This is a genomic window from Paracoccus sp. 08 (assembly GCF_024105395.1).
Taxonomy (GTDB): domain Bacteria; phylum Pseudomonadota; class Alphaproteobacteria; order Rhodobacterales; family Rhodobacteraceae; genus Paracoccus; species Paracoccus marcusii.
In genome coordinates, this window is the sequence record NZ_WEKR01000064.1 from 31,742 (window position 1) to 54,814 (window position 23,073).

The following is a 23,073-nucleotide window of genomic DNA, read 5'->3' on the forward strand; positions in this document are numbered from 1 at the left end:
ATTTGACACAGGTGAACATTTTGCGCCGTATGACCCCGATCGGTTTTCCCAACGGCAGGCACGGATGTCCCAAGACCCCCTTCTGCAGCCCTATCGGCTGAAACATCTGACCCTGCGCAACCGGATCATGATCACCAGCCATGAACCGGCCTATCCCGAGGACGGGATGCCCAAGGATCGCTATCGCGCCTATCATGTCGAACGGGTCCGGGCGGGGGTGGCGCTGACCATGACGGCGGGGTCGGCGGCGGTGTCGCGCGACAGCCCGCCGGTCTTCAACAACATCCTGGCCTACAAGGACGAGGTCGTCGGATGGATGCGCAAGCTGGTCGATGAATGCCACGACCACGGCGCCGCGGTGATGATCCAGCTGACGCATCTGGGACGCCGGACCCGGTGGGACAAGGGCGACTGGCTGCCCGTGGTGGCCCCCGGCCACGAACGCGAGGCCGCCCATCGCGCCTTTCCCAAGCGGATCGAGGATTGGGACATAACCCGCATCACCCGCGATTTCGCGGATGCCGCTGAACGGATGCAGGCCGCGGGCGTCGACGGGATCGAGCTGGAGGCCTATGGCCACCTTCTGGAACAGTTCTGGTCGCCCCTGACCAACGACCTTGAGGCACCGTGGGGCGGCAGCCTGGAGAACCGCCTGCGCTTCACGATGCAGGTGCTGGGCGCGATCCGCGACCGCTGCGGGCCGGATTTCATCGTCGGCCTGCGCTATACCGGCGATCAGGTGCTGGCCGGCGGCATGGGTGCCGAGGAGGGGTTCCGGGTGTCGCATCTGCTGAAGGACAGCGGGCTGGTCGATTTCCTGAACGTGGTGCGCGGCCATATCGACACTGATGCCGGGCTGACCGACCTGATCCCGGTGCAGGGCATGCGCAACGCGCCGCATCTGGAATTCGCGGGCCGGATCCGGGCCGAGACGGGGTTTCCCACCTTTCACGCCGCCAAGATCCCCGATGTCGCGACCGCGCGTCATGCCATCGCCGCGGGCCTGCTGGACATGGTCGGCATGACGCGGGCGCACATGGCCGACCCGCATCTGGTGCGCAAGATCACCCAAGGCCGCGAGGATGACATCCGCCCCTGCGTCGGCGCCAACTATTGCCTGGACCGCATCTATCAGGGCGGGCTGGCCTTCTGCCTCCACAACGCCGCGACCGGGCGCGAGGAGACGATGCCCCACGACATCCCACCCGCGTCCGACAGGCGCCGCGTGACCATCGTGGGCGCCGGTCCCGCCGGGCTGGAGGCGGCGCGCGTGGCCGCCGAACGCGGGCATGCCGTGACCGTCTTCGAGGCCGCGGACAAGCCAGGCGGCCAGATCCGCCTGACCGCCCAGCAGGAGCGGCGGCGCGAGATGATCTCGATCATCTCATGGCGGATGGCGATGTGCGAAAAGCACGGGGTGTCGTTCCGCTTCAACAGCTATGCCGAGGTGGACGACGTGCTGGCCACCGACCCCGACGCGGTGATCGTGGCCACCGGCGGGCTGCCCCATACCGAGGTGCTGGGCGCGGGCAACGACCTGGTCTGTTCGGCCTGGGACATCCTGTCGGGCGATGTGAAACCGGGCCAGGACGTGCTGATCTTTGACGACGCGGGAGACCATGCGGGTCTGCAGGCCGCCGACATCATCGCCGCCACCGGCGCGCGGGTGGAGATCGTGACCCCCGACCGCGCCTTCGCCCCCGAGGTCATGGCGATGAACCTGGTCCCCTACATGCGCAGCCTGCAGCGCCGGGATGTGACCTTCACCGTGACCTGGCGCCTGGTGTCGGTGGTGCGCGACGGCAATCGCCTGCGCGCCACGCTTGGCAGCGACTATGGCGACATGACCCGCGAAAGGCTGGTCGATCAGGTGGTGGTGAACCATGGCACGCGGCCGCTGGACGATCTGTATTTCGACCTCAAGCCCCTGTCGCGCAACCTGGGCGCGGTCGATTACGACGCGCTGATCGCGGGCGGGGCGCAGGATGTCGCCGCGAACCCCGACGGGCGGTTCCGCCTGTTCCGCATCGGCGACGCGGTCGCTGCCCGCAACACCCATGCCGCGATCTATGACGCGCTGCGGCTGGTCAAGGACCTTTGACGGGCCATGGCGCCCCAACCGACATCAACCGGGAGACTGACGATGAGACATCTTCTATCCATGACGACCCTGGCCCTGGGCACCGCGCTTGCGGTGCCCGCCGCCGCGCAGGACGCACCGGGAGCCTGCGGTGATCTGTCGATCGCGCAGATGGGCTGGACCTCGGCCGAGATCATCACCGAGGTGGCCAAGTTCCTGCTGGAGCAGGGCTATGGCTGCGACGTGACGCTGGTCAAGTCGGACACCATCCCGGCCATCACCTCGGTCGCCGAGAACGGAGAGCCGGACATCGTCACCGACCTGTGGCTGAATTCGGCCGGAGAAGCCTATACCCGGCTGGAGGCCGAGGGCACCATGGTGACGCTGGCCAACGTCCTGGACCCGGGCGGGATCGAGGGCTGGTGGATCCCCACCTATCTGGCCGAGGCTCATCCCGAACTGACCACCATCCAGGGCGTGCTGGACAATCCCCAGCTGGTGGGGCGGTTCAACAACTGCCCCGAAGGCTGGGGCTGCCGCGTGGTCAGCGACAACCTGATCCGCGCGCTGGATCTGGAGGGCGCGGGCATCGAGGTGTTCAACCACGGCTCGGGCGAAACGCTGGCATCGTCGATGGGATCGGCGGTCAGCGCGCAGGAGCCTTGGTTCGGCTATTACTGGGGCCCCACCGTGCCGCTTGGCAAGTATGACATGACCCGGATCGATCTTGGCGGTTATGACGAGGCTAAGTTCATGCCGCTGCAGAATCCGAACGCGCCCGACCCGCAGGTATCCGATTTCCCCGAGGCACCCAGTGTCACCGCCGTCACCGCCGCCCTGGTGGACGAGCAGCCCGAGGTGGTCGAGTTCCTGCGCAAGATGACCTTCAAGACCGACGAGCTGAACACCCTGCTGGCTTGGCAGGACGAGAACAGCGCCTCGGCCGAGGAGGTGGCGGTCCATTACCTGACCACCAACACCGACGCCTGGTCCGGCTGGCTGTCGGACGAGGCCAAGGGCAAGCTGTCGGCCCTGCTGGGCCAGAACTGACCGGCGGGCCGGGCCCGGGGCGATCCCCGGCCCGGCCTGGCGGACGCGCATCCATCGGGGGACTGACATGACGACCTATGACGGGCTGTTCGACGCCCTGGGGCTGAGGGCATGGTGCGACGCGGGCGGCGGAGGGGGCGGGCCGATGTCGATGGCCGACCTGATGGCGCGGGCATCGGGCGGTTCGGCCGCACCGGCGGGGTCGNGGTGGGACCTGCCGCTGCCGTCGCTGAACAACCTGCATGCGGCCTGCGGCGCGGTCTGGCAGACACGTGACCTGACCCTGGGGATGGAACGCGCGTTCCTGTCGGCGCGCGACGCGCTGCGCATCGTGCTGGACCCGGCGACCCAACCGCTCAGCTGGATGCTGCGCCAGATGATCGCGCTGATGGTGGCGACGCCGTGGTTCATCATGCTGCCCGTGCTGCTGGGCGTCACGTGGTTCGTGGCGCGGTCCTGGCGGGTGGTCGGGCTGGTGGCCGTGTCCCTGGGGTTCCTGGCCTTTGTCGACCACTATACCGAGGCGATGCAGACGCTGGCGATCATCTTTGTCTGCGCGTTCATCTGCGTGCTGATCGGGGTGCCGGTGGGCATCGCCATGTCGCGCAGCAACACCCTGCGCCGGATCGGCACGCCGGTTCTGGACATGCTGCAGACGCTGCCCGCCTTTGTCTATCTGATCCCGCTGATCTTCCTGTTCAGCGTGACCGAACCGAAACTGTACGGCATCGCGATCATCCTTTATGCCATCGTGCCGGTCATTCGCCTGACGGACCTGGGCATCCGCCTGGTCGATCCCGACGTGATCGAGGCCGCGGACGCGTTCGGCATGACGCGGGGGCAAAAACTGTGGCGCGTGCAGATCCCGCTGGCCCTGCCCAACATCATGGCGGGCGTGAACCAGACCATCATGATGAGCCTTGCGATGGTGGTCATCGCGTCGCTGGTCTCGGCGCCGGGCCTGGGCGTGCTGGTGCTGCGCGGCATCCGCAACCTGGAACTGGGCGTGGGGCTGGTGGCGGGCTTCGGCATCGTGCTGCTGGCCATCATCCTGGACCGCGTGACCAAGGCATCGCTGGCGCGCATCGACGTCAGTCGGGACGGCCGCTGATGGATGCCCCGGTCAAGATCCGTATCCGCAATCTGTACAAGATCTTCGGCAGCAGGCCCGCCGCGGTGCTGCCGCAGGTGCTGGAGGGCCTGTCCAAGCCCGACCTGCTGGCGCGCCACAACCACGTGCTGGGCCTGCGCGACATCAACGTGGACATCCGCGAGGGCCAGATCACCGTCATCATGGGCCTGTCCGGGTCGGGCAAGTCCACGCTGATCCGCCACCTGAACCGGCTGATCGAACCCACCGCCGGAGAGGTGCTGGTCGACGGCGACAACATCCTGACCTGGAACGAACGCCGCCTGCGCGACCTGCGGCGGCGGACCATGTCGATGGTGTTCCAGAAATTCGCGCTGCTGCCACATCGCACGGTGCTGGACAACGCGGGCATGGCGCTGCTGACGCAGGGGGTGCCGCGCGCGGGATACGAGGCCGACGCCCGCGCCTGGCTGGACCGGGTGGGCCTGGGCGGATACGGCGCGCATTTCCCCCACCAGCTGTCGGGCGGCATGCAGCAGCGGGTGGGCATCGCGCGGGCGCTGACCTCGAACGCGGGGATCATGCTGATGGACGAGGCGTTCTCGGCGCTGGACCCGCTGATCCGCACCGACATGCAGAACCTGCTGCTGGAACTGCAGGCGGAACTGCACAAGACCATCGTCTTCATCACCCACGACCTAGACGAGGCGCTGAAGCTGGCCGATCACCTGGTGATCCTGAAGGACGGCCAGGTGGTCCAGCAGGGAGAGCCGCAGGGCATCCTGCTGAACCCGGCCGATCCCTATATCGAGGCGTTCATCGCCGACATCAACCGCGCCCGCGTGCTGCGCGTGCGCTCGGTCATGACGGGGCCGGGCGATGGCGCATCGTCGGGTCAGGTGGATGCGGACGACACGCTGGAAAGCGTGATCGCCCTGTCGCGCGGCGACACGGCGCGGCGTTATCAGGTGATGCGCGACGGGCAGGTGGTGGGCATGGTCGACATGGGCGCGGTCATCCGCGCGCTGGTCCCGCCGCAGCGCATGGGTGGCGATTGACGGCCGCGCGGTGCATGCTGGCGCCCGAACCGCCAGAAAGAGAGCCCGATGAAGCCCGACGTCCTGATGCTGTCCCCCACCCGCCCCGACGCCCAAGCCCGCCTTGAACAGCAGTTCACCCTGCACCGTCTGGATCTGGCCGACGACAGGCCCGCCTTTCTGGCGCGCCACGGTGCCGCCTGCCGGGGCATGGTCGCGATGGGGCACACGAGCGTCGACGTGGCCCTGCTGGACCAGCTGCCCGCGCTGGAGATCATCAGCTGCGGGTCGGCGGGCTATGACGCGTTCGACGTCGATGCCATCGCGCGCCGCGGCGTGGCGCTGACCAACGCCTCTCCGGCGCTGGCGCAGGAGGTCGCGGACATGGCGCTGCTGCNGGCGCAGATGGGCTGGCGCAACGTCGTGGCCGCCGATGCCTGGGTCCGCAACGGCGATTGGGCGCGCAAGGGCGCATTCCCCCTGCAGCGCAGCTTTCGCGGGCGCAGGCTGGGCATCGTGGGCATGGGCACGATCGGCCACAAGATCGCCGAACTGGCCAGCCAGCAGGGGTTGCAGGTCGCCTATTGGAACCGCCGCGACAAGGATGCGGGCTATCCGTTCCAGCCCGACTTGGAACAGCTGGCGCAGGACAGCGACATCCTGATCGCCATCGTGGCCGGGGGGCCGGACACGCAGGGGCTGATCTCGGACCGGGTGCTGCGCGCGCTTGGGCCGGACGGGCTGTTCGTTAACGTCGCGCGCGGGTCGGTGGTGGACGAACCCGCGCTGATCGCGGCGCTGCAGGACGGGGGCCTGGGCGCTGCTGCGCTGGACGTGTTCTGGTCCGAACCCGACCCCGATCCGCGCCTGACCGCGCTGCCCAACGTCACCCTGTCGCCGCATCAGGGGTCGGGCACGGTTCAGACACGGGACGCGATGGCGTCGCTGATCGTCGACAACCTTGAGGCGCATTTCGCGGGACAGCCGCTGATCAGCCCGGTGGACCTGTCGCGGCCCTAATCGGCGGCCAGGGTCTTTTCGATCACCTTCTGGCGCACGCGCCGCGCCAGCCGCGACAGCGGCCTGCGCCGCAGGTTCAAAAGGTAATAGGGGTCCACGCGGATCTCGCGGGGCTGGGCCAGCAGCGCGAACCCCGCATGGACCGGCGGCCGCATCNGCAGCTGCGCCACCTCCTCCGAGACCGAGGCGATGGCATCGCTGTTCGCCAGATAGGCGATGGTGAACAGGATCGACGGGCTGTTGACGATGTTGCGCGGCTCGGCCAGGCCCACGGCGGCGAAGGCCTCCATCGTGGCCTCGCGGATGGGGGCGCCGCGGCTTTGCATGATCCATTCGTGGTCATGCAGCTCGGTCAATGTCACCATCGGGGCGCGCGCCATCGGGTGATCGGCGCGCACGCAGAAGGTCACCTTCTCGTCGCGCAACGGCAGGATCTCGAAATCGCGGCTGTCGAATTCCGGCAGGATCCGGGCCAGCGCGAAATCCATCTGCCCCGTGGTCAGATGGCCCAGCAGTTCGCGCGACGGCATCACGTCGACGGTGATGTCGGCCTCGGGCGTCTCCTTCTTGATCTCGCGGATCGAGGCCATCAGATAGCCGACCGCAGGCCCGGTGACCGCGCCCACATGCACCGACCCCGCCTGGCCGCCGCGCAGGGCGTGGACGTCGGCCGACATGCTGTGCATCTCGCGCAGGATCACGCGGGCGCGGCGCAGGACGGTGCTGCCGATCTCGGTCGGTGACATGCCCTTGGGCTGGCGCTCGAACAGCGGGGCGCCGAACAGGCGCTCGACCTCGGCCAGCATCCGCGATGCGGCGGGCTGGGTCATGGCGCAGTTCGCCGCCGCCTGCCGCAGTTGCCCGCTGTCGGCGATCTCCAGGATCAGGCGCAGCTGCGCGGGTTTAAGATAGGACCGTGCGGGAATCTCGGACATGCATTTTCCGGTATGTTGAAGGTCGCAAATCTCATTTTACTGATAACCCGTCGCTTTGCTATCGTCCTGTCGGGAGCATTCGAGAGGGGCGGCGCCACGGCGCCGAAAGGGAGAATCACATGAGACTGAACACCGCCGCGATCGCGCTGGCGATCGGAACGTCGTGGCTGGCCTTCGGCGCCGCGGCCCAGACCGTGGGCATCTCGATGCCCACGCAATCGTCGGCCCGCTGGATCGATGACGGCAACAACATGGTCCGCCAGTTCCAGGAGGCCGGCTATGAGACCGACCTGCAATACGCCGAGGACGACATCCCCAACCAGCTGGCCCAGGTCGAGAACATGATCACCAAGGGCGTCGACGTCCTGGTGATCGCCGCCATCGACGGCACCACGCTGTCGAACGCGCTGGCCAATGCCGCCGCGTCCGACATCAAGGTCATCGCCTATGACCGCCTGATCCGCGACACGCCGGATGTCGATTATTACGCGACCTTCGACAACTTCTCGGTCGGCGTCGAGCAGGCCAATTCGCTGGTCGCGGGCCTGGAGGAGCGGTTCCCCGACGTGAAACCCTGGAACGTCGAGCTGTTCGGCGGCAGCCCGGACGACAACAACGCTTACTTTTTCTACGACGGGGCGATGTCGGTCCTGCAGCCGCTGATCGACGACGGGCGCATCGCGATCCCGTCGGGCCAGATGGGCATGGACACGGTCGGCACGCTGCGGTGGGACGGATCGGCCGCGCAGGCGCGGATGGATAACCTGCTGTCGTCGAACTATACCCAGGCCACCGTGCATGGCGTACTGTCGCCCTATGACGGGCTGTCCATCGGCATCCTGTCGTCGCTGAAGGGCGTGGGTTACGGGTCGGGCGATCAGACCATGCCCATCGTCACCGGCCAGGACGCCGAGGTCCAGTCGGTCAAGTCGATCCAGGCCGGAGAGCAGTATTCCACCGTTTTCAAGGATACCCGCGAACTGGCCCGCGTCACCGTGGGCATGGTCGATGCCATGCTGAAGGGCACCGAGCCCGAGGTGAACGACACCGAGACCTATGACAACGGCGTCAAGGTCGTGCCCTCCTATCTGCTGGAGCCGGTGCCGGTCGACGCCTCGAACTGGGAGCAGATCCTGGTCGAGAGCGGCTATTACACCCCCGAGCAGTTGCAGTGACACCAGCCGGACCGTCCCCCGCGGGGCGGTCCCCATCCGGGGCAGGGCCATGACAGACCTTCTGGAAATGCAGGGGATCAGCAAGACATTTCCCGGCGTCAAGGCGCTGGACGATGTCAGCCTGACCGTCGCGCAGGGCGAGATCCACGCCATCTGCGGAGAGAACGGCGCGGGCAAGTCCACGCTGATGAAGGTGCTGTCGGGCGTCTATCCCACCGGCAGCTATGACGGGCGGATCGTCTTCGACGGCCAGCCCGTCGATTTCCGCACCATCCGCGACAGCGAGGATCGCGGGATCATCATCATCCACCAGGAACTGGCGCTGGTGCCGCTGCTGACCATCGCCGAGAACATCTTCCTGGGCAACGAACGCGCCACCCGCGGCGTCATCGACTGGCCCGAGACGTACCGCCAGACCGAGGCCCTGCTGGCCAAGGTCGGCCTGCGCGAGACGCCGGGCACCATCGTCGACACCCTGGGCGTGGGCAAGCAGCAGCTGGTCGAGATCGCCAAGGCCCTGTCCAAGAACGTGCGCCTGCTGATCCTGGACGAACCGACCGCGGCCCTGTCGGAAAGCGACAGCCAGGCCCTGCTGGACCTGCTGCTGGAGCTGAAGGGTCAGGGCGTCACCAGCATCATCATCAGCCACAAGCTGAACGAGGTGCGTCGCGTGGCCGACAGCGTCACCGTGATCCGCGACGGCGCCACGATCAGCACGCTGGACGCGCGTCAGGGCCTGACCGAGGACCGCATCGTGCGCGACATGGTGGGCCGGGACATGGCGCATCGCTATCCCGACCGCGACCGCCTCGCCGGAGAGGTGCTGTTCGAACTGCGGGGCTGGAACGTCTGGCATCCCGAACAGCGCGATCGCCAGATGATCCGCGACCTGTCGATGACCGTCCGCGCCGGAGAGGTCGTGGGCATCGCCGGGCTGATGGGGTCGGGCCGGACCGAGCTGGCGATGAGCGTCTTCGGCCGCAGCTATGGCCGCGACATCGCGGGACAAGCGCTGGTCCGGGGGCGTCCGGTGGACCTGTCCACCGTCGACCGCGCCATCGCCGCAGGGCTGGCCTATGTCACCGAGGACCGCAAGACGCTTGGCCTGATCCTGGACGAGACGATCCGCCGCAACACCATCCTGGCCAACCTGGACGGCGTCGCGCGCCGCGGCATCGTGGACGAAAGCCGCGAGACCGAGGTGGCCGAGACCTATCGCCGGCAGCTGCGCATCCGCACCCCGTCGGTGTTCCAGAAGGTCATGAACCTGTCGGGCGGCAACCAGCAGAAGGTCGTCCTGGCCAAATGGCTGTTCACCGATCCCGACGTGCTGATCCTGGACGAACCCACGCGCGGCATCGATGTGGGCGCGAAATACGAAATCTATAGTATCATCAATGACCTGAGTGCCGCGGGCAAGGGCGTCGTCGTGATCTCGTCCGAGATGCCCGAACTGCTGGGCATGTGCGACCGCATCTATGTGATGAACGAGGGCCGCTTCGTGGGCGAACTGACCGCGGATCAGGCCAGCCAGGAAGCGATCATGTCGCTGATAGTCAGGGAATAGAAAGGACATGGCCGTGGAACAGACGGACCGCGCGCCGGGCATCGGCATCGGCGACTACATCATGCGGCACATCCGCGAATACGGGCTGCTGTTCGCGCTGATCGCGATCATGGTCTTCTTCCAGATCGTGACGGGGGGCGTGCTGCTGCGCCCGGTGAACATCACCAACTTGTTCCTGCAGAACAGCTATATCATCATCATGGCGCTTGGCATGCTGCTGGTGATCGTGTCGGGCCATATCGACCTGTCCGTGGGGTCGGTGATGGGGTTCGTCGGCGCGCTGGCGGCTGTGATGATCGTCACCTGGGGCATGCCGGTCTGGGCCGCGATGGCGATCTGCCTTGTCATGGGCATGGCGATCGGCGCGGTGCAGGGCTATTTCGTGGCCTATTGGAAGATCCCGTCCTTCATCGTCACGCTGGCGGGGATGCTGGTCTTTCGCGGGCTGTCGCTGTGGCTTCTGGCGGGGCAGTCGGTCGGACCGTTCCCGGCGAACTTCCAGCTGCTGTCGACGGGGTTCATCCCCGACATCCTGGGCATCGGGCGGCCGAACGGGCTGGCCATGGCCGTGGGCGTGATGGCGACGCTGCTGATCGTGTGGCTGGGCCTGCGCACCCGCGCCCGCAACGCCCGCTATGGCATCGAGGACGAACCCTTCGCCCTGTTCGTGCTGCGCAACGCCATCGTCGCCGCCGCGCTGCTGTTCGTGACGTGGAAGCTGGCCTGGTTCCGCGGCCTGCCCAACGTGCTGCTGTCGATGGTGGTGCTGACGGTGATCTATGTCTTCCTGACCGAACGCACGACGATCGGGCGGCGCATCTATGCGGTCGGCGGCAATGCCAAGGCCGCAAAGCTGTCGGGCATCCGCACCGAACGGCTGACCTTCCTGACCTTCGTCAACATGGGCCTGCTGGCGGCGCTTGCGGGCCTGATCTTCGCGGCGCGCCTGAACACCGCCACGCCCCGCGCGGGTTTCGCGGTCGAGCTGGACGTGATCGCCGCGGTCTTCATCGGCGGGGCGTCCATGTCGGGGGGCGTGGGCCGCATCGTGGGCGCCGTGGTCGGCGCCTTCATCATGGGCGTGATGAACAACGGCATGTCCATCATGGGCATCGGCATCGATTACCAGCAGGTGATCAAGGGCCTGGTCCTGTTGGCCGCGGTGTTCTTCGACGTTTACAACAAGAACCGCGAGGTCTGATCCATGTTCCTGTCGCAACTGACCGTGACCGACGGCACCCGCGCCGTCGCCGCCCGCACCGACGGCGCGGCGCATCTGGTCCCCGGCGCGACCTCGACCCGCGACCTGGCGCTGGCGGCGATCGCCGCGGGCCGGGGCCTGGCGGCCGAGGTCGCGGCCCGCGGGCGGGGGGATGCGGTCGATCTGGCCGAGGCGCTGGACCAGGGCCGCCTGCTGGTGCCGCTGGACCATGACGATCCCGCGCATCTGCACCTGACCGGCACCGGGCTGACCCATCTGGGGTCGGCATCCACCCGCGACGCCATGCACCAGAGCGCGGTCGAGACGCTGACCGACAGCATGAAGATGTTCCGCATGGGGCTGGAGGGCGGCAAGCCCGACCAGGGCCGCATCGGCGCCCAGCCCGAATGGTTCTACAAGGGCAACGGCCATGCGGCGGTGGCCCCCGGCGCGCCCCTGACCTCGCCCGGCTTCGCCCTGGACGCCGGAGAAGAGCCCGAGATCGCGGGCCTTTACGTCATCGCCCCCGATGGCCGCCCGTTCCGCTTGGGCTTTGCCCTGGCCAACGAATTTTCCGACCACGTGACCGAACGCGGCAACTATCTGTGGCTGGCGCATTCCAAGCTGCGGGTGGCCAGCTTTGGCCCCGAATTGCGGGTGGGCGAGCTGCCTGCCGATCTGCGCGGGACCAGCCGCTTGGTCCGCGACGGCGCGGTGGTCTGGGAAAAGCCGTTCCTGTCCGGAGAGGCGAACATGTCCCACAGTCTTGCCAACCTGGAACACCACCATTTCAAGTACGATCTGTTCCGCCGGCCCGGCGACGTGCACGTTCATTTTTTCGGCACCGCGACCCTGTCCTTTGCCGACGGCATCACCACGCGCGACGGCGACAGCTTCCAGATCGAATGCCCGGATTTCGGCCTGCCGCTGGTCAATCCGCTGACGCAACGCCCCGCCGACGCGACGCCCGTCGCGGTCGCGGCCCTGTAGAGATCCGGCCCATGACATTCACCCCCGCCCCCTGGCCCCGCCGTCTGCGTTCGCAGGAATGGTATGGCGGCACGTCACGCGACACGATCTATCACCGCGGCTGGATGAAGAATCAGGGCTATCCGCACGATCTGTTCGATGGGCGCCCGATCATCGGCATCCTGAACACCTGGTCCGACCTGACGCCCTGCAACGGCCACCTGCGCGAACTGGCGGAGAAGGTGAAGGCCGGCGTGTGGGAGGCGGGTGGCTTTCCGGTCGAGGTGCCGGTCTTCTCTGCCTCGGAAAACACGTTCCGGCCAAGCGCGATGATGTTCCGCAACCTGGCCGCCCTGGCGATCGAGGAGACGATCCGCGGTCAGCCGATGGACGGCGCGGTGCTGCTGGTCGGCTGCGACAAGACCACGCCCAGCCTGATCATGGCGGCGGCATCCTGCGACATCCCCTCGATCGTGGTGACCGGCGGGCCGATGCTGAACGGCTATTTCCGCGGAGAGCGCGTGGGGTCGGGCACGCATCTGTGGAAGTTCTCGGAGGCGGTGAAGGCCGGAGAGATGAGCCAGGACGATTTCCTGGAGGCCGAGGCATCGATGTCGCGTTCCTCGGGAACCTGCAACACGATGGGCACCGCCAGCACAATGGCCTCGATGGCCGAGGCCTTGGGCATGGCGCTGTCCGGCAATGCCGCGATCCCGGCGGTGGACTCGCGTCGCCGCGTCATGGCGCAGATGTCGGGGCGGCGCATCGTGCAGATGGTCAAGGACGATCTGAAACCGTCCGACATCATGACCAAGCAGGCGTTCGAGAACGCCATCCGCGTCAACGGCGCCATCGGCGGGTCGACCAACGCGGTCGTGCACATGCTGGCCATGGCGGGCCGCGTGGGGGTGGACCTGACGCTGGACGATTGGGACCGCTGCGGGCGGGACGTAGCGACCATCGTGAACCTGATGCCGTCGGGCCAGTACCTGATGGAGGAGTTCTTCTATGCCGGCGGGCTGCCCGTGGTCATCAAGCACCTGGCCGAGGCGGGGCAGCTGCACAAGGGCGCGCTGACCGTCAGCGGCCAGTCCATCTGGGACGAGGTCAAGGGGGTGATGAACCACAATCCCGACGTGATCCGCCCCGCATCGAACCCGCTGACGCCCCAGGGCGGCATCGCGGTGCTGAGGGGCAACCTGGCCCCCCACGGCGCGGTGCTGAAACCGTCCGCCGCCAGCCCGCATCTGCTGGTGCACCGGGGCCGCGCGGTCGTGTTCGAGGACATCGACCACTACAAGGCGCGCATCACGGACGAGGCACTGGACATCGACGAGACCTGCGTGATGGTCCTGAAGAATTGCGGGCCCAAGGGCTATCCCGGCATGGCCGAGGTGGGCAACATGGGCCTGCCGCCCAAGGTCCTGCGCCGGGGCATCACGGACATGATCCGCATCTCGGATGCGCGCATGTCGGGCACGGCCTATGGGACCGTGGTCCTGCACACCGCCCCCGAGGCGGCGGCAGGCGGGCCGCTGGCCGTGGTCCGCGACGGCGACATGATCGAACTGGACGTGCCGAACCGCCGCCTGCACCTGGACATCCCCGATGCGGAACTGGCCGCGCGGCTGGCCGCGTGGCGTCCGCTGCCCGATCAGCCGACCAGCGGTTACGCCTTTCTGCACCAGGCCCACGTGATGGGCGCCGATACCGGGGCGGACATGGACTTCCTGCGCGGGTGCCGGGGCAACGCGGTCGGAAAGGACAGCCACTGATGAAGATCGCCCTGGTCGGCATCGGCAAGATCGCCCTGGATCAGCACGTCCCCGCGCTGGCCGCCAGCCCGGACTGGGACCTGACGGCGACCGTGTCGCGCAGCGGTCAGGTTCCGGGCGTCCTGGCCTTTCACGACATCGACACGATGCTGGCGGCCCACCCCGAGATCTGCGCGATCAGCCTGTGCCTGCCGCCCGTGCCACGCTTTGCCGCGGCGGTGGCGGTGCTGCGCGCGGGGCGGCACCTGATGCTGGAAAAGCCCCCCGGCGCCACCCTGTCCGAGGTTCACGTCCTGCGCGACATGGCCGCGGCGCAGGGGCTGACGATCTTTGCCACCTGGCATTCGCGCATGGCCCAGGGCGTCGCCGCGGCCCGCGACTGGCTGGCGGGTCGCGCCATCCGCGAAGGCCGGATCACCTGGCGCGAGGATATCCGCAAATGGCATCCCGGCCAGGACTGGATCCTGGACGCCGGGGGCATGGGCGTGTTCGATCCCGGTATCAACGCCCTGTCGATCCTGACCGCGATCCTGCCCGAACCTGTGCATCTGCAGGGCGCCGACCTGGACGTGCCCGCCAACCGCCAGGCGCCCATCGCGGCGCGGCTGCAGCTGTCGCAGGGCATCACCGCTGATCTGGATTTCCGCCAGCGGGGGCCGCAGACCTGGGACATTCGCATCGTCACCGACGACGGCACGCTGGTGCTGAGGAACGGCGGCAACATCCTGCAGATCGACGACCGCCCCGTGACGGGCGGCGACAGCATCATGCAGGAATATCCCGCGCTGTATGACCGCATGGCGCGGCTGGTGCGCCAGGGGGCGTCCGACGTGGACCTGGCGCCGATGGTGCTGGTCGCCGACGCCTTTACCTCGGGCCGGCGGCATGCCGTCGACCCGTTCGAATTCTGAAGGAGACCTTGATGACCCACCCCCGCGACGGACAGCACCTGATCCTTGGCCGCTGGCAGGACGCTGACGGCCAGGACGCCGTCGACGCCGCCGCCCGCGCGGCCGAGGCGGCGTTCCCGGAATTCGCCGCCCTGTCCCGCGACGCCCGCGCCGGGTTCCTGGAGGCCATCGCCGACGCGATCGAGGCGCGCGCCGACGCGATCACCGAAACCGGCGTGGCCGAGACCGGCCTGCCCACCGCGCGGCTGCAGGGTGAACGCGGGCGCACCACCGGGCAGCTGCGCCTGTTCGCGGACCACATCTGCAGGGGCGATTACCTGGACCGCCGCCACGACGTGGCGCTGCCTGACCGCCAGCCGCTGCCGCGCCCCGATCTGCGGATGATCCAGCGGCCGGTGGGGCCGGTCGCGGTGTTCGGCGCGTCGAACTTTCCGTTGGCCTTCTCGACCGCGGGGGGCGACACGGCATCGGCGCTGGCGGCGGGCTGCCCGGTCGTGGTCAAGGGCCACCCCGCCCATCCCGAAACCGGCCGCATCGTGGCCGAGGCGATCCTGGAGGCCGCCGGGCGGACCGGCATGCCGGCCGGGGTCTTTGCCTATCTGGACGGGGCGGGGCACCAGACCGGTCAGGCGCTGGTGCGTCATCCGCTGATCCGGGCGGTGGGCTTTACCGGCAGCCTGGGCGGCGGGCGCGAGCTGTTCGACCTGTGCGCCGCGCGGCCCGAACCGATCCCCTTCTATGGCGAACTGGGCAGCATCAACCCCTGCTTCCTGCTGCCCGCCGCCATGGCCGCGCGCGGCGATCAGATCGCCCAGGGCTGGGCGGCCAGCCTGACGATGGGCGCGGGCCAGTTCTGCACCAATCCGGGCGTGGTGATCGTTCCGGCGGACAGGGCCGACGCGTTCGCCGGTGCCGCCGCCGCCGCGCTGGCCGATGCCCCGGCCCAGGGGATGCTGACCGACGGCATCGCGCAGTCGTTCCGCGACGGCGTGGCGGCGGTCGCGGGAGCGGCGACGCCCGTGACCGTGGCCGAGGCGTCGGGCCGGAACGCGCGGCCCGCCGTCTTTCGCGCGACCGCATCCGCGTTTCTGGACAACCCCGACTTGGCACATGAGGTGTTCGGCCCGCTTGGCCTGATCGTGGCCGCCGACGGTGATGCGCAGATGCTGGACGTGGCCCGCGCGCTGGACGGCCAGCTGACGGTGACGCTGCAGATGGATAACGGCGACACGGACCTTGCGGCGCGGCTGATGCCTGTGCTGGAACGCAAGGCCGGGCGCATCCTGGCCAACGGCTGGCCCACCGGGGTCGAGGTGTCCGATGCCATGGTTCATGGCGGTCCCTATCCGGCATCAACGAATTTCGGCGCGACCAGCGTCGGCACTCTGGCGATCCGGCGCTGGCTGCGCCCGGTCTGCTTCCAGAACCTGCCCGACGCCCTGCTGCCGCACGACCTTCGCGACTGAGGGAAGACAGCCGCGCGGACAAACGTCTAAACATATCCAGGGAGGATGTTCACATGACCCATGCAACCATGCTGACGACCGTCGCCGCGCTGGCCCTGTCGGCCGGGGCGGCCCTTGCCGAGGGAGAGACGATCGGCTTTTCGCAGATCGGTTCGGAATCGGGCTGGCGCGCGGCCGAGACCACGCTGACCCGCAGCCAAGCCGAAGAGCGCGGCTATCAGCTGCAGTTTTCCGACGCCCAGCAGCGGCAGGAGAACCAGATCGCCGCGATCCGGTCCTTCGTGGCCCAGGGGGTCGATGCGATCCTGCTGGCGCCGGTCGTGGCCACGGGCTGGGACAGCGTCCTGCAGGAGGCCGCCGAGGCGGAGATCCCCGTCGTCCTGCTGGACCGCCAGGTCGACAGCGCCGACGATCTGTACCTGACCGCCGTGGGCTCGGATCTGGTCCACGAGGGCGAGGTCGCGGGCCAGTGGCTGGTCGACGAGGTCGCGGGCGAACCCTGCCGCATCGTGGAACTGCAGGGCACCACGGGCTCCAGCCCCGCCATCGACCGCAAGACCGGCTTCGAGAACGCCATCGCGGGCCATGACAACCTGGAGATCGTGCGCAGCCAGACCGCCGATTTCACTCGCGCCCGCGGCAAGGAGGTCATGGAGAGCTTCCTGCAGGCCGAGGGCGGCGGCGCGGACATCTGCGCGCTCTATGCCCATAACGACGACATGGCGGTGGGCGCGATCCAGGCCATCAAGGAGGCGGGTCTGGCGCCGGGCACCGACATCCTGGTCGTGTCCATCGATGCGGTGCCCGACATCTTCCAGGCCATCGCGGCGGGCGAGGCCAATGCGACGGTCGAACTGACGCCCAACATGGCCGGCCCCGCCTTCGACGCGCTGGAGGCGTATTGGGCCGACGGAACCATGCCCGAAAAGTTCATCCAGACCGAATCCAAGCTGTACACGGCGGCCGACGATCCGCAGGGCGAATACGACCGCCGCAAGGACTTGGGCTACTAATGCCACGCGGGCGGGCCGCGACAGGCCCGCCCGATCCCTGAAAGGAATGCCGATGCTGCTGTCGATCCGGTCGCTGACCAAGCTGTTTCCAGGCACGCGCGCGCTGGACGATGTCGACCTGGACATCGCGGCGGGCCAGGTCCACGCCCTGCTGGGCGAGAACGGTGCGGGCAAGTCCACGCTGATCAAGTGCCTGACCGGCGCCTATCGCCGCGACGGAGGCACGGTCATGCTGGACGGCGCCCCGATCGACCCCCGTTCCACCCTGCAGGCGCAGGAACTGGGCATCGGCACTGTCTACCAGGAGGTGAACCTGCTGCCCAACCTGACGGTCGCGCAGAACCTGATGTTCGGCCATGAACCGCGCCGGTTCGGGCTGACCGACACTCGCGCCATGCGCGCCCAAGCGCGCCAGACGCTTGCCCGCTATGGCCTGGACATCGATGTGGACCGCGACCTGGGCCGCTATTCCGTGGCCATCCAGCAGATCGTGGCCATCGCGCGCGCGGTGCGCATTTCCGGCAAGGTGCTGATCCTGGACGAACCCACCGCCAGCCTAGACGCTGCCGAGGTGCGGATGGTGTTCGACGTGCTGCGGTCCCTGCGCGACCAGGGGATGGCGATCGTCTTCGTGTCGCACTTCCTGGACCAGGTGTTCGATCTGGCCGACCAGGTGACGATCCTGCGCAACGGACGCCGCGTCGCCAGCCAGCCCATCGCCGGGCTGGACCGCATGACCCTGGTCGAACAGATGCTGGGCCGCGCGCTGGAGGATGTTGTGGCCGGCCCCGCCGCGGATGCCGCGCCCGCGGCCCCGATCCTGCGGTTCCAGGGGATGGGCCGGGCCGGCACCATCCAGCCCTTCGACCTGGACATGGGTGCCGGAGAGGTCGTCGGCCTGGCCGGTCTGCTGGGGTCGGGCCGGACCGAGACGGCCGAACTGCTGTTCGGCATCCGCCCCGCCCAGACCGGCACCGCCCGCGACGACGCGGGCCCCATCGACCTGCGCACCCCCCGCGCGGCAATCGCGGCGGGCTTTGGCTTTGCGCCCGAGGACCGCAAGACAGACGGCATCGTGGCCGACCTGTCGATCCGCGAGAACATCATCCTGGGCTTGCAGGCCCGCCGGGGCTGGGCACGACCCATTCCGCGGGCGGAACAGAACCGGCTGGCCGACGATTACATCCGTCAGCTGGACATCCGCACATCCGGTCGCGAGAAGCCCATCGGAGAGCTGTCGGGCGGCAACCAGCAGAAGGCCGTGCTGGCCCGCTGGCTGGCGATGAACCCGCGCTTCCTGATCCTGGACGAGCCCACGCGCGGCATCGACGTGGGCGCGCATGCCCAGATCCTGCGCCTGATCCGCGACCTGACCCGCGGAGGCCTGTCCCTGCTGATCATCAGCAGCGAGCTGGACGAACTGGTCGCGGTGGCCGATCGCGTGATCGTGCTGCGCGACCGCGCCCATGTGGCCCAGCTGACCGGAGGCGCGGTCGGCGCGGATGCGATCATGCGCGCCATCGCCGGGACCGGAGAGGCGGCATGACCCTGATGTCGCGCATCGCCCCCCAGCTGATCGCCCTGGCGGCCCTGGTGGCACTGGTGTCGGTCTTCTATCCCGGCTTCCTGTCCGTCGACGTGCAGAACGACCGCCTGGTCGGCCCGGTCATCGACATCCTGAAGCGCAGCGCACCGGTCGCCTTGCTGGCGGTCGGCATGACGCTGGTCATCGCCACGCGCGGGATCGACCTGTCCGTGGGCACGATCATGGCGATCTGCGGCGCGGCGGCGGCTTGGGCGCTGACCGCGGGGCTTGGCGCGGGGGCGGCGCTGGCCCTGGCGCTTGGCGCGGGGCTGGTGGCGGGGCTGTGGAACGGCGTGCTGGTCGCGGTCGTGGGCATCCAGCCCTTCGTCGCGACGCTGATCCTGATGACGATGGGCCGCGGCGTGGCCCAGCTGATCACCGAAGGCCGCATCATGACCTTCACCGATCCGGGCTTTTCCTGGCTGGGCTCGGGGATGGCCCTGGGCCTGCCGGTGCCGGTCTGGATCTGGCTGGCCACCGCCGCAGCCGCGGCCCTGCTGATGCGCCGCACCGCGCTTGGCCTGCTGGTCGAGGCGGTGGGCATCAACCGCCGCGCGGCCCTGCTGGCAGGTGTGAACGCCACGGTCCTGCTAATCGCCGTCTATGTCGCCAGCGGGTTCTGCGCGGCGCTGGCGGGGATCATCGTGACCGCCGACATTCGCGGCGCCGACGCCAACAACGCCGGCCTGTGGCTGGAGCTGGACGCCATCCTTGCGGTGGTGATCGGCGGCAACTCCCTGCTGGGGGGGCGGTTCTCTATCGCGGCATCGGTGCTGGGGGCGCTGATCATCCAGACCATCAGCGCGGGCATCCTGCTGGCCGGGTTCGCGTCCGAATACAACCTGATCATCAAGGCCGGGCTGGTGCTGGTGATCCTGATCCTGCAATCGCCGCGCATCGCCTCGGAATGGCGGCTGTGGCGCGACAGCCACCGCGCCCAGGGGGACCGCGCATGAACGCCCGTGCCCTGCCGCTCTATGCGACGATCCTGATCTTCGTCGTGGCCTATGCGCTGGCCTACAGCCAGTTCCCGAACATCCTGTCCACCCGGGTGATCGGCAACCTGCTGACCGACAACGCCTATCTTGGCATCGTCGCGGTGGGGATGACGCTGGTCATCCTGTCCGGCGGGATCGACCTGTCGGTCGGCGCGGTGATCGCGTTTTCGGGCGTGTTCATCGCCGTGATGCTGCGCGACACGGGGCTGCATCCGCTGGCGGTCTTTGCGATCCTGCTGGGGCTGACGACCGCCTTCGGGGCGGCGATGGGGTTCCTGATCGACCGGCTGGCCATGCCCGCCTTCATCGTCACGCTGGCCGGGATGTTCCTGGCGCGGGGTGCGGCCTATCTGCTGTCGGTGCAATCCGTGCCCATCACGCACCCGTTCTTTGGCCAACTGCAGGGCGCCTATGTGCTGATGCCGGGCAAGGGGCGGCTGACGCTGATCGGGGTGCTGATGCTGGCGGTCTTTGCCGTCGGCATGGTCATCGCCCACCGCACGCGGTTCGGCACAAGCGTCTATGCCCTGGGCGGCGGCGCGCAGACCGCCCGCCTGATGGGCGTCCCGCAGGGGCGCACGACGGTGCTGGTCTATGGGTTCTCGGGGCTGATGGCGGGGCTCTCGGGGATCGTCTTCGCGGTCTATACCGGGTCGGGCTATTCGCTGGCCACGGTGGGGACCGAACTGACGGCCATCGCCGCGGTGGTGATCGGCGGCACGCTGCTGTCGGGCGGGTCGGGATACATGTTCGGCACGCTGGTCGGCGTGCTGACGATGGGGCTGATCCAGACCTACATCGTCTTCGACGGCACCCTGTCCAGCTGGTGGACCAAGATCGTGATCGGCCTGCTGCTGCTGGTCTTCATCCTGCTGCAGAAGGGTCTGCTGACGCTGTCGGCGCGCCGATAGGAATGGCGCGCGGGTTTTCCCCGCGCGCCCCCAGGGGCGTCAGCCCAGGATGCGGTTCAGCGTGGCTGACGGGCGCATCACCGCGGCGACCTTTTCCGGGTCCGCGTGGTAATAGCCGCCCAGGTCGACCGGACGGCCGCGATCCGCGCGCAGTTCCGCCACGATCTGCTCCTCCAGTTCGGTCAGGTCGCGGGCGATGGGGCGGAACTCCTCGGCCAGGTCGGGGTCGGAATTCTGCTGCGCCAGCGCCTGCGCCCAGTACATCGCGAAATAGTAGTGGCTGTCGCGGTTGTCCGGGTCGCCCGCCTTGCGGCCGGGAGAACGTTCGTGGTCCAGCACGCCCTGGGTCGCGGCCTCGACCGCGGCGGCCAGGGTGCGGGCCTTTTCGTTGCCCGTGGCTTCGGCCAGGAAGTTCAGGCTTTCGCCAAGGGCACAGAATTCACCCAGGCTGTCCCACCGCAGGTGGTTCTCCTCGGCCAGCTGCTGGACGTGCTTGGGGGCGGACCCGCCAGCGCCCGTCTCGAACATGCCGCCGCCCTGCATCAGCTTGACGATCGACAGCATCTTGGCCGAGGTGCCCAGCTCCAGGATCGGGAACAGGTCGGTCAGGTAATCGCGCAGCACGTTGCCGGTGACCGCGATGATGTCCTGGCCTGCACGGATGGTCTCGAAGGACAGGCGCGTGGCCTCGCGCGGGGCCAGAACCTGGAAGCGGTCGGTGACGCCCGCCGCATCCAGCATCGGTTCGACATAGGCCAGCAGTTCGCGGTCATGGGCGCGGTCCCGGTCCAGCCAGAACACCGCCTTGCAGCCCTCCAGGCGCTGGCGGTCGATGGCCAGGCGCACCCAGTCCTCGATCGCGGCCTGGCGGGTGGAACACAGGCGCCAGATGTCGCCCGTATCGACCGCGTGGCGGTTCAGCTCGTCGCCGTTGGCGGCGGTGACGGTCACGGTGCCGGCATGCGGGATCTCGAACGTGGTCGGGTGCGAGCCGTATTCCTCGGCCTTCTGGGCCATCAGGCCGACGTTCTGGACGGTGCCCGCGGTGCGCGGGTCCAGCGCGCCGGTTTCCTTGAAATAGCGGACGCTCTCGTCATAGACGTCGGCATAGGACGTGTCGGGGATCACGCAGTTGGTGTCGGCCTCGGCCCCGTCGGGGCCCCAGCCCTTGCCGCCGGCCCGCAGCAGCGCCGGGATCGACGCGTCGATGATCACGTCGGACGGCACGTGCAGGTTCGTGATGCCCTTGTCCGAGTTCACCATGTACAGCGGCGGGCGCTGCGCCATGATCGCGTCGATCTCGGCGCGGATCGCATCGCCCTCGGGCATCTGCGCCACGCGGGCCAGCACGGTGCCCAGGCCGCCATTGGGGTCCGCNCCCGCCGCGGCCAGCGCCGCGCCGTGACGTTCGAACACCGGCGCCAGCCAAGCGCGCACGACATGGCCGAAGATGATCGGGTCCGAGACCTTCATCATCGTGGCCTTCAGGTGGACCGAGAACAGCGTGCCTTCGGCCTGCGTCGCCTCGATCTCGGACTGCAGAAAGCGGGTCAGCTCGGCCACGGACAGGAAGCTGGCATCGACCACGGTGCCCGCGGGCAGGTCGGGGCCGTCCTTCAGCACGGTCACCTGGCCGTTCGCGCCGGTCAGCTGGATGCGCACGCGCCCGGCCTGTTCGGCCGTCAGCGTCACCGACGTCTCGTTGCGGCGGAAATCGCCTGCGGGCATCGACGACACGCGGGTCTTGCTGTCGGGGGACCACTTGCCCATCGAATGGGGATGCGCCTTGGCATAGTTCTTGACCGCCCGCGCGGCGCGCCGGTCCGAATTGCCCTCGCGCAGGACGGGGTTCACGGCCGATCCCTTCAGCGCGTCGTACCGGGCGCGGATCTCGGCCTGGGCGTCGTCCTGCGGATCGACCGGATAGTCGGGCAGGTCATAGCCCTGCGCCTGCAACTCCTTGATCGCGCCCACCAGCTGCGGCACCGAGGCCGAGATGTTGGGCAGCTTGATGACGTTGGCGGCAGGCGTCTTGACCCATGCGCCCAGGCCCGCCAGATCGTCCGACTGCGCCTGTTCCGGGGTCAGCCGTTCGGGAAACGCCGCGATGATGCGCCCCGCCAGAGAGATGTCGCGCGTCGCGACCGTGATTCCGGCCGCATCCGCAAAGCGGCGGATGATCGGCAGCAGCGATGCCGACGCCAGCTCGGGCGCCTCGTCCACCTTGGTATAGATGATCTGGGGTGTGTCGTTTTCGGCCATGGTCTGTTGATCCTCGTTCTTATGCGCG

At 68.4% G+C, this 23,073-nt stretch carries 18 protein-coding genes; 16 read left to right on the top strand and 2 right to left on the bottom strand.

Annotation, left to right across the window (positions count from 1 at the left end; all coding sequences use genetic code 11):
- Positions 1-64: 64 nt before the first annotated feature.
- The 5 genes from hpbA (at position 65) to GBO37_RS14225 (ending at position 6,277) form a co-directional block, all read left to right on the top strand.
- On the top strand, positions 65-2,101 hold the full coding sequence (hpbA, locus tag GBO37_RS14205; protein ID WP_252929692.1) for an N-methyl-L-proline N-demethylase HpbA: 2,037 nt from the start codon (positions 65-67) through the stop codon (positions 2,099-2,101).
- A gap of 42 nt (positions 2,102-2,143) precedes the next feature.
- Positions 2,144-3,130, top strand: a complete 987-nt coding sequence (locus GBO37_RS14210) for an ABC transporter substrate-binding protein (RefSeq protein WP_252929693.1) — start codon at positions 2,144-2,146, stop codon at positions 3,128-3,130.
- 67 nt (positions 3,131-3,197) lie between these two features.
- A complete protein-coding gene (locus GBO37_RS14215; RefSeq protein WP_252929694.1) occupies positions 3,198-4,241 on the top strand; it encodes a proline/glycine betaine ABC transporter permease in 1,044 nt (347 codons plus the stop codon).
- Positions 4,241-5,278, top strand: a complete 1,038-nt coding sequence (locus GBO37_RS14220) for a glycine betaine/L-proline ABC transporter ATP-binding protein (RefSeq protein ID WP_252929695.1) — start codon at positions 4,241-4,243, stop codon at positions 5,276-5,278. The genes GBO37_RS14215 and GBO37_RS14220 overlap by 1 nt, the downstream gene beginning before the upstream one ends.
- A gap of 48 nt (positions 5,279-5,326) precedes the next feature.
- The gene (locus GBO37_RS14225; RefSeq protein WP_252929696.1) at positions 5,327-6,277 is read left to right on the top strand and encodes a 2-hydroxyacid dehydrogenase; all 951 of its coding nucleotides are present in this window, start codon (positions 5,327-5,329) and stop codon (positions 6,275-6,277) included.
- Here GBO37_RS14225 and GBO37_RS14230 read toward each other — a convergent pair.
- Positions 6,274-7,212, bottom strand: coding sequence for a LysR family transcriptional regulator (locus GBO37_RS14230; RefSeq protein WP_252929697.1), 939 nt, complete (start codon positions 7,210-7,212; stop codon positions 6,274-6,276). The two genes, GBO37_RS14225 and GBO37_RS14230, sit on opposite strands and share 4 nt — an antisense overlap.
- A 119-nt stretch (positions 7,213-7,331) precedes the next feature.
- On the opposite strand from GBO37_RS14230, the gene chvE reads away from it, so the two are divergent.
- Genes chvE through yjfF form a run of 11 tightly spaced genes read left to right on the top strand, consistent with a single transcriptional unit; the run spans position 7,332 to position 20,783 of the window.
- On the top strand, positions 7,332-8,387 hold the full coding sequence (gene chvE / locus GBO37_RS14235) for a multiple monosaccharide ABC transporter substrate-binding protein (protein ID WP_084693901.1): 1,056 nt from the start codon (positions 7,332-7,334) through the stop codon (positions 8,385-8,387).
- 49 nt (positions 8,388-8,436) lie between these two features.
- Positions 8,437-9,954, top strand: coding sequence for a multiple monosaccharide ABC transporter ATP-binding protein (gene mmsA, locus GBO37_RS14240; RefSeq protein ID WP_252929699.1), 1,518 nt, complete (start codon positions 8,437-8,439; stop codon positions 9,952-9,954).
- A gap of 7 nt (positions 9,955-9,961) precedes the next feature.
- The gene (mmsB, locus tag GBO37_RS14245) at positions 9,962-11,155 is read left to right on the top strand and encodes a multiple monosaccharide ABC transporter permease (RefSeq protein WP_046001479.1); all 1,194 of its coding nucleotides are present in this window, start codon (positions 9,962-9,964) and stop codon (positions 11,153-11,155) included.
- A 3-nt stretch (positions 11,156-11,158) separates the two neighbouring features.
- On the top strand, positions 11,159-12,145 hold the full coding sequence (araD1, locus tag GBO37_RS14250) for an AraD1 family protein (RefSeq protein ID WP_252929701.1): 987 nt from the start codon (positions 11,159-11,161) through the stop codon (positions 12,143-12,145).
- A gap of 11 nt (positions 12,146-12,156) precedes the next feature.
- Positions 12,157-13,899, top strand: coding sequence for an L-arabinonate dehydratase (gene araD, locus GBO37_RS14255; RefSeq protein ID WP_046001636.1), 1,743 nt, complete (start codon positions 12,157-12,159; stop codon positions 13,897-13,899).
- Positions 13,899-14,810, top strand: coding sequence for a Gfo/Idh/MocA family protein (locus GBO37_RS14260; RefSeq protein ID WP_252929703.1), 912 nt, complete (start codon positions 13,899-13,901; stop codon positions 14,808-14,810). Before araD ends, GBO37_RS14260 begins: the two co-directional genes overlap by 1 nt.
- A gap of 11 nt (positions 14,811-14,821) precedes the next feature.
- The gene (locus GBO37_RS14265) at positions 14,822-16,276 is read left to right on the top strand and encodes an aldehyde dehydrogenase (NADP(+)) (RefSeq protein ID WP_252929705.1); all 1,455 of its coding nucleotides are present in this window, start codon (positions 14,822-14,824) and stop codon (positions 16,274-16,276) included.
- 53 nt (positions 16,277-16,329) lie between these two features.
- Positions 16,330-17,289, top strand: a complete 960-nt coding sequence (gene ytfQ, locus GBO37_RS14270) for a galactofuranose ABC transporter, galactofuranose-binding protein YtfQ (protein WP_084693910.1) — start codon at positions 16,330-16,332, stop codon at positions 17,287-17,289.
- A gap of 52 nt (positions 17,290-17,341) precedes the next feature.
- Positions 17,342-18,835 carry a sugar ABC transporter ATP-binding protein gene (locus GBO37_RS14275; RefSeq protein WP_252929707.1) on the top strand — a complete coding sequence of 498 codons (1,494 nt, stop codon included), beginning with the start codon at positions 17,342-17,344 and terminating at the stop codon, positions 18,833-18,835.
- On the top strand, positions 18,832-19,830 hold the full coding sequence (locus GBO37_RS14280; protein WP_252929709.1) for an ABC transporter permease: 999 nt from the start codon (positions 18,832-18,834) through the stop codon (positions 19,828-19,830). The genes GBO37_RS14275 and GBO37_RS14280 overlap by 4 nt, the downstream gene beginning before the upstream one ends.
- Positions 19,827-20,783: a galactofuranose ABC transporter, permease protein YjfF gene (gene yjfF / locus GBO37_RS14285; RefSeq protein ID WP_252929711.1), complete on the top strand. Its 957-nt coding sequence runs from the start codon at positions 19,827-19,829 to the stop codon at positions 20,781-20,783. The genes GBO37_RS14280 and yjfF overlap by 4 nt, the downstream gene beginning before the upstream one ends.
- Positions 20,784-20,822: 39 nt before the next feature.
- On the opposite strand, the gene GBO37_RS14290 is transcribed toward yjfF, so the two are convergent.
- Positions 20,823-23,045 carry an NADP-dependent isocitrate dehydrogenase gene (locus tag GBO37_RS14290; RefSeq protein WP_252929713.1) on the bottom strand — a complete coding sequence of 741 codons (2,223 nt, stop codon included), beginning with the start codon at positions 23,043-23,045 and terminating at the stop codon, positions 20,823-20,825.
- Between the last annotated feature and the right edge of the window lie 28 nt (positions 23,046-23,073).

Excerpts from the sequence above, each read along its gene's own strand:
- hpbA (WP_252929692.1), top strand. The coding sequence starts at position 65 with ATGTCCCAAGACCCCCTTCTGCAGCCCTATCGGCTGAAACATCTGACC.
- GBO37_RS14210 (WP_252929693.1), top strand. The coding sequence starts at position 2,144 with ATGAGACATCTTCTATCCATGACGACCCTGGCCCTGGGCACCGCGCTT.
- GBO37_RS14220 (WP_252929695.1), top strand. The coding sequence starts at position 4,241 with ATGGATGCCCCGGTCAAGATCCGTATCCGCAATCTGTACAAGATCTTC.
- chvE (WP_084693901.1), top strand. The coding sequence starts at position 7,332 with ATGAGACTGAACACCGCCGCGATCGCGCTGGCGATCGGAACGTCGTGG.
- mmsA (WP_252929699.1), top strand. The coding sequence starts at position 8,437 with ATGACAGACCTTCTGGAAATGCAGGGGATCAGCAAGACATTTCCCGGC.
- mmsB (WP_046001479.1), top strand. The coding sequence starts at position 9,962 with ATGGCCGTGGAACAGACGGACCGCGCGCCGGGCATCGGCATCGGCGAC.
- araD1 (WP_252929701.1), top strand. The coding sequence starts at position 11,159 with ATGTTCCTGTCGCAACTGACCGTGACCGACGGCACCCGCGCCGTCGCC.
- araD (WP_046001636.1), top strand. The coding sequence starts at position 12,157 with ATGACATTCACCCCCGCCCCCTGGCCCCGCCGTCTGCGTTCGCAGGAA.
- GBO37_RS14260 (WP_252929703.1), top strand. The coding sequence starts at position 13,899 with ATGAAGATCGCCCTGGTCGGCATCGGCAAGATCGCCCTGGATCAGCAC.
- GBO37_RS14265 (WP_252929705.1), top strand. The coding sequence starts at position 14,822 with ATGACCCACCCCCGCGACGGACAGCACCTGATCCTTGGCCGCTGGCAG.
- ytfQ (WP_084693910.1), top strand. The coding sequence starts at position 16,330 with ATGACCCATGCAACCATGCTGACGACCGTCGCCGCGCTGGCCCTGTCG.
- GBO37_RS14275 (WP_252929707.1), top strand. The coding sequence starts at position 17,342 with ATGCTGCTGTCGATCCGGTCGCTGACCAAGCTGTTTCCAGGCACGCGC.
- GBO37_RS14280 (WP_252929709.1), top strand. The coding sequence starts at position 18,832 with ATGACCCTGATGTCGCGCATCGCCCCCCAGCTGATCGCCCTGGCGGCC.
- yjfF (WP_252929711.1), top strand. The coding sequence starts at position 19,827 with ATGAACGCCCGTGCCCTGCCGCTCTATGCGACGATCCTGATCTTCGTC.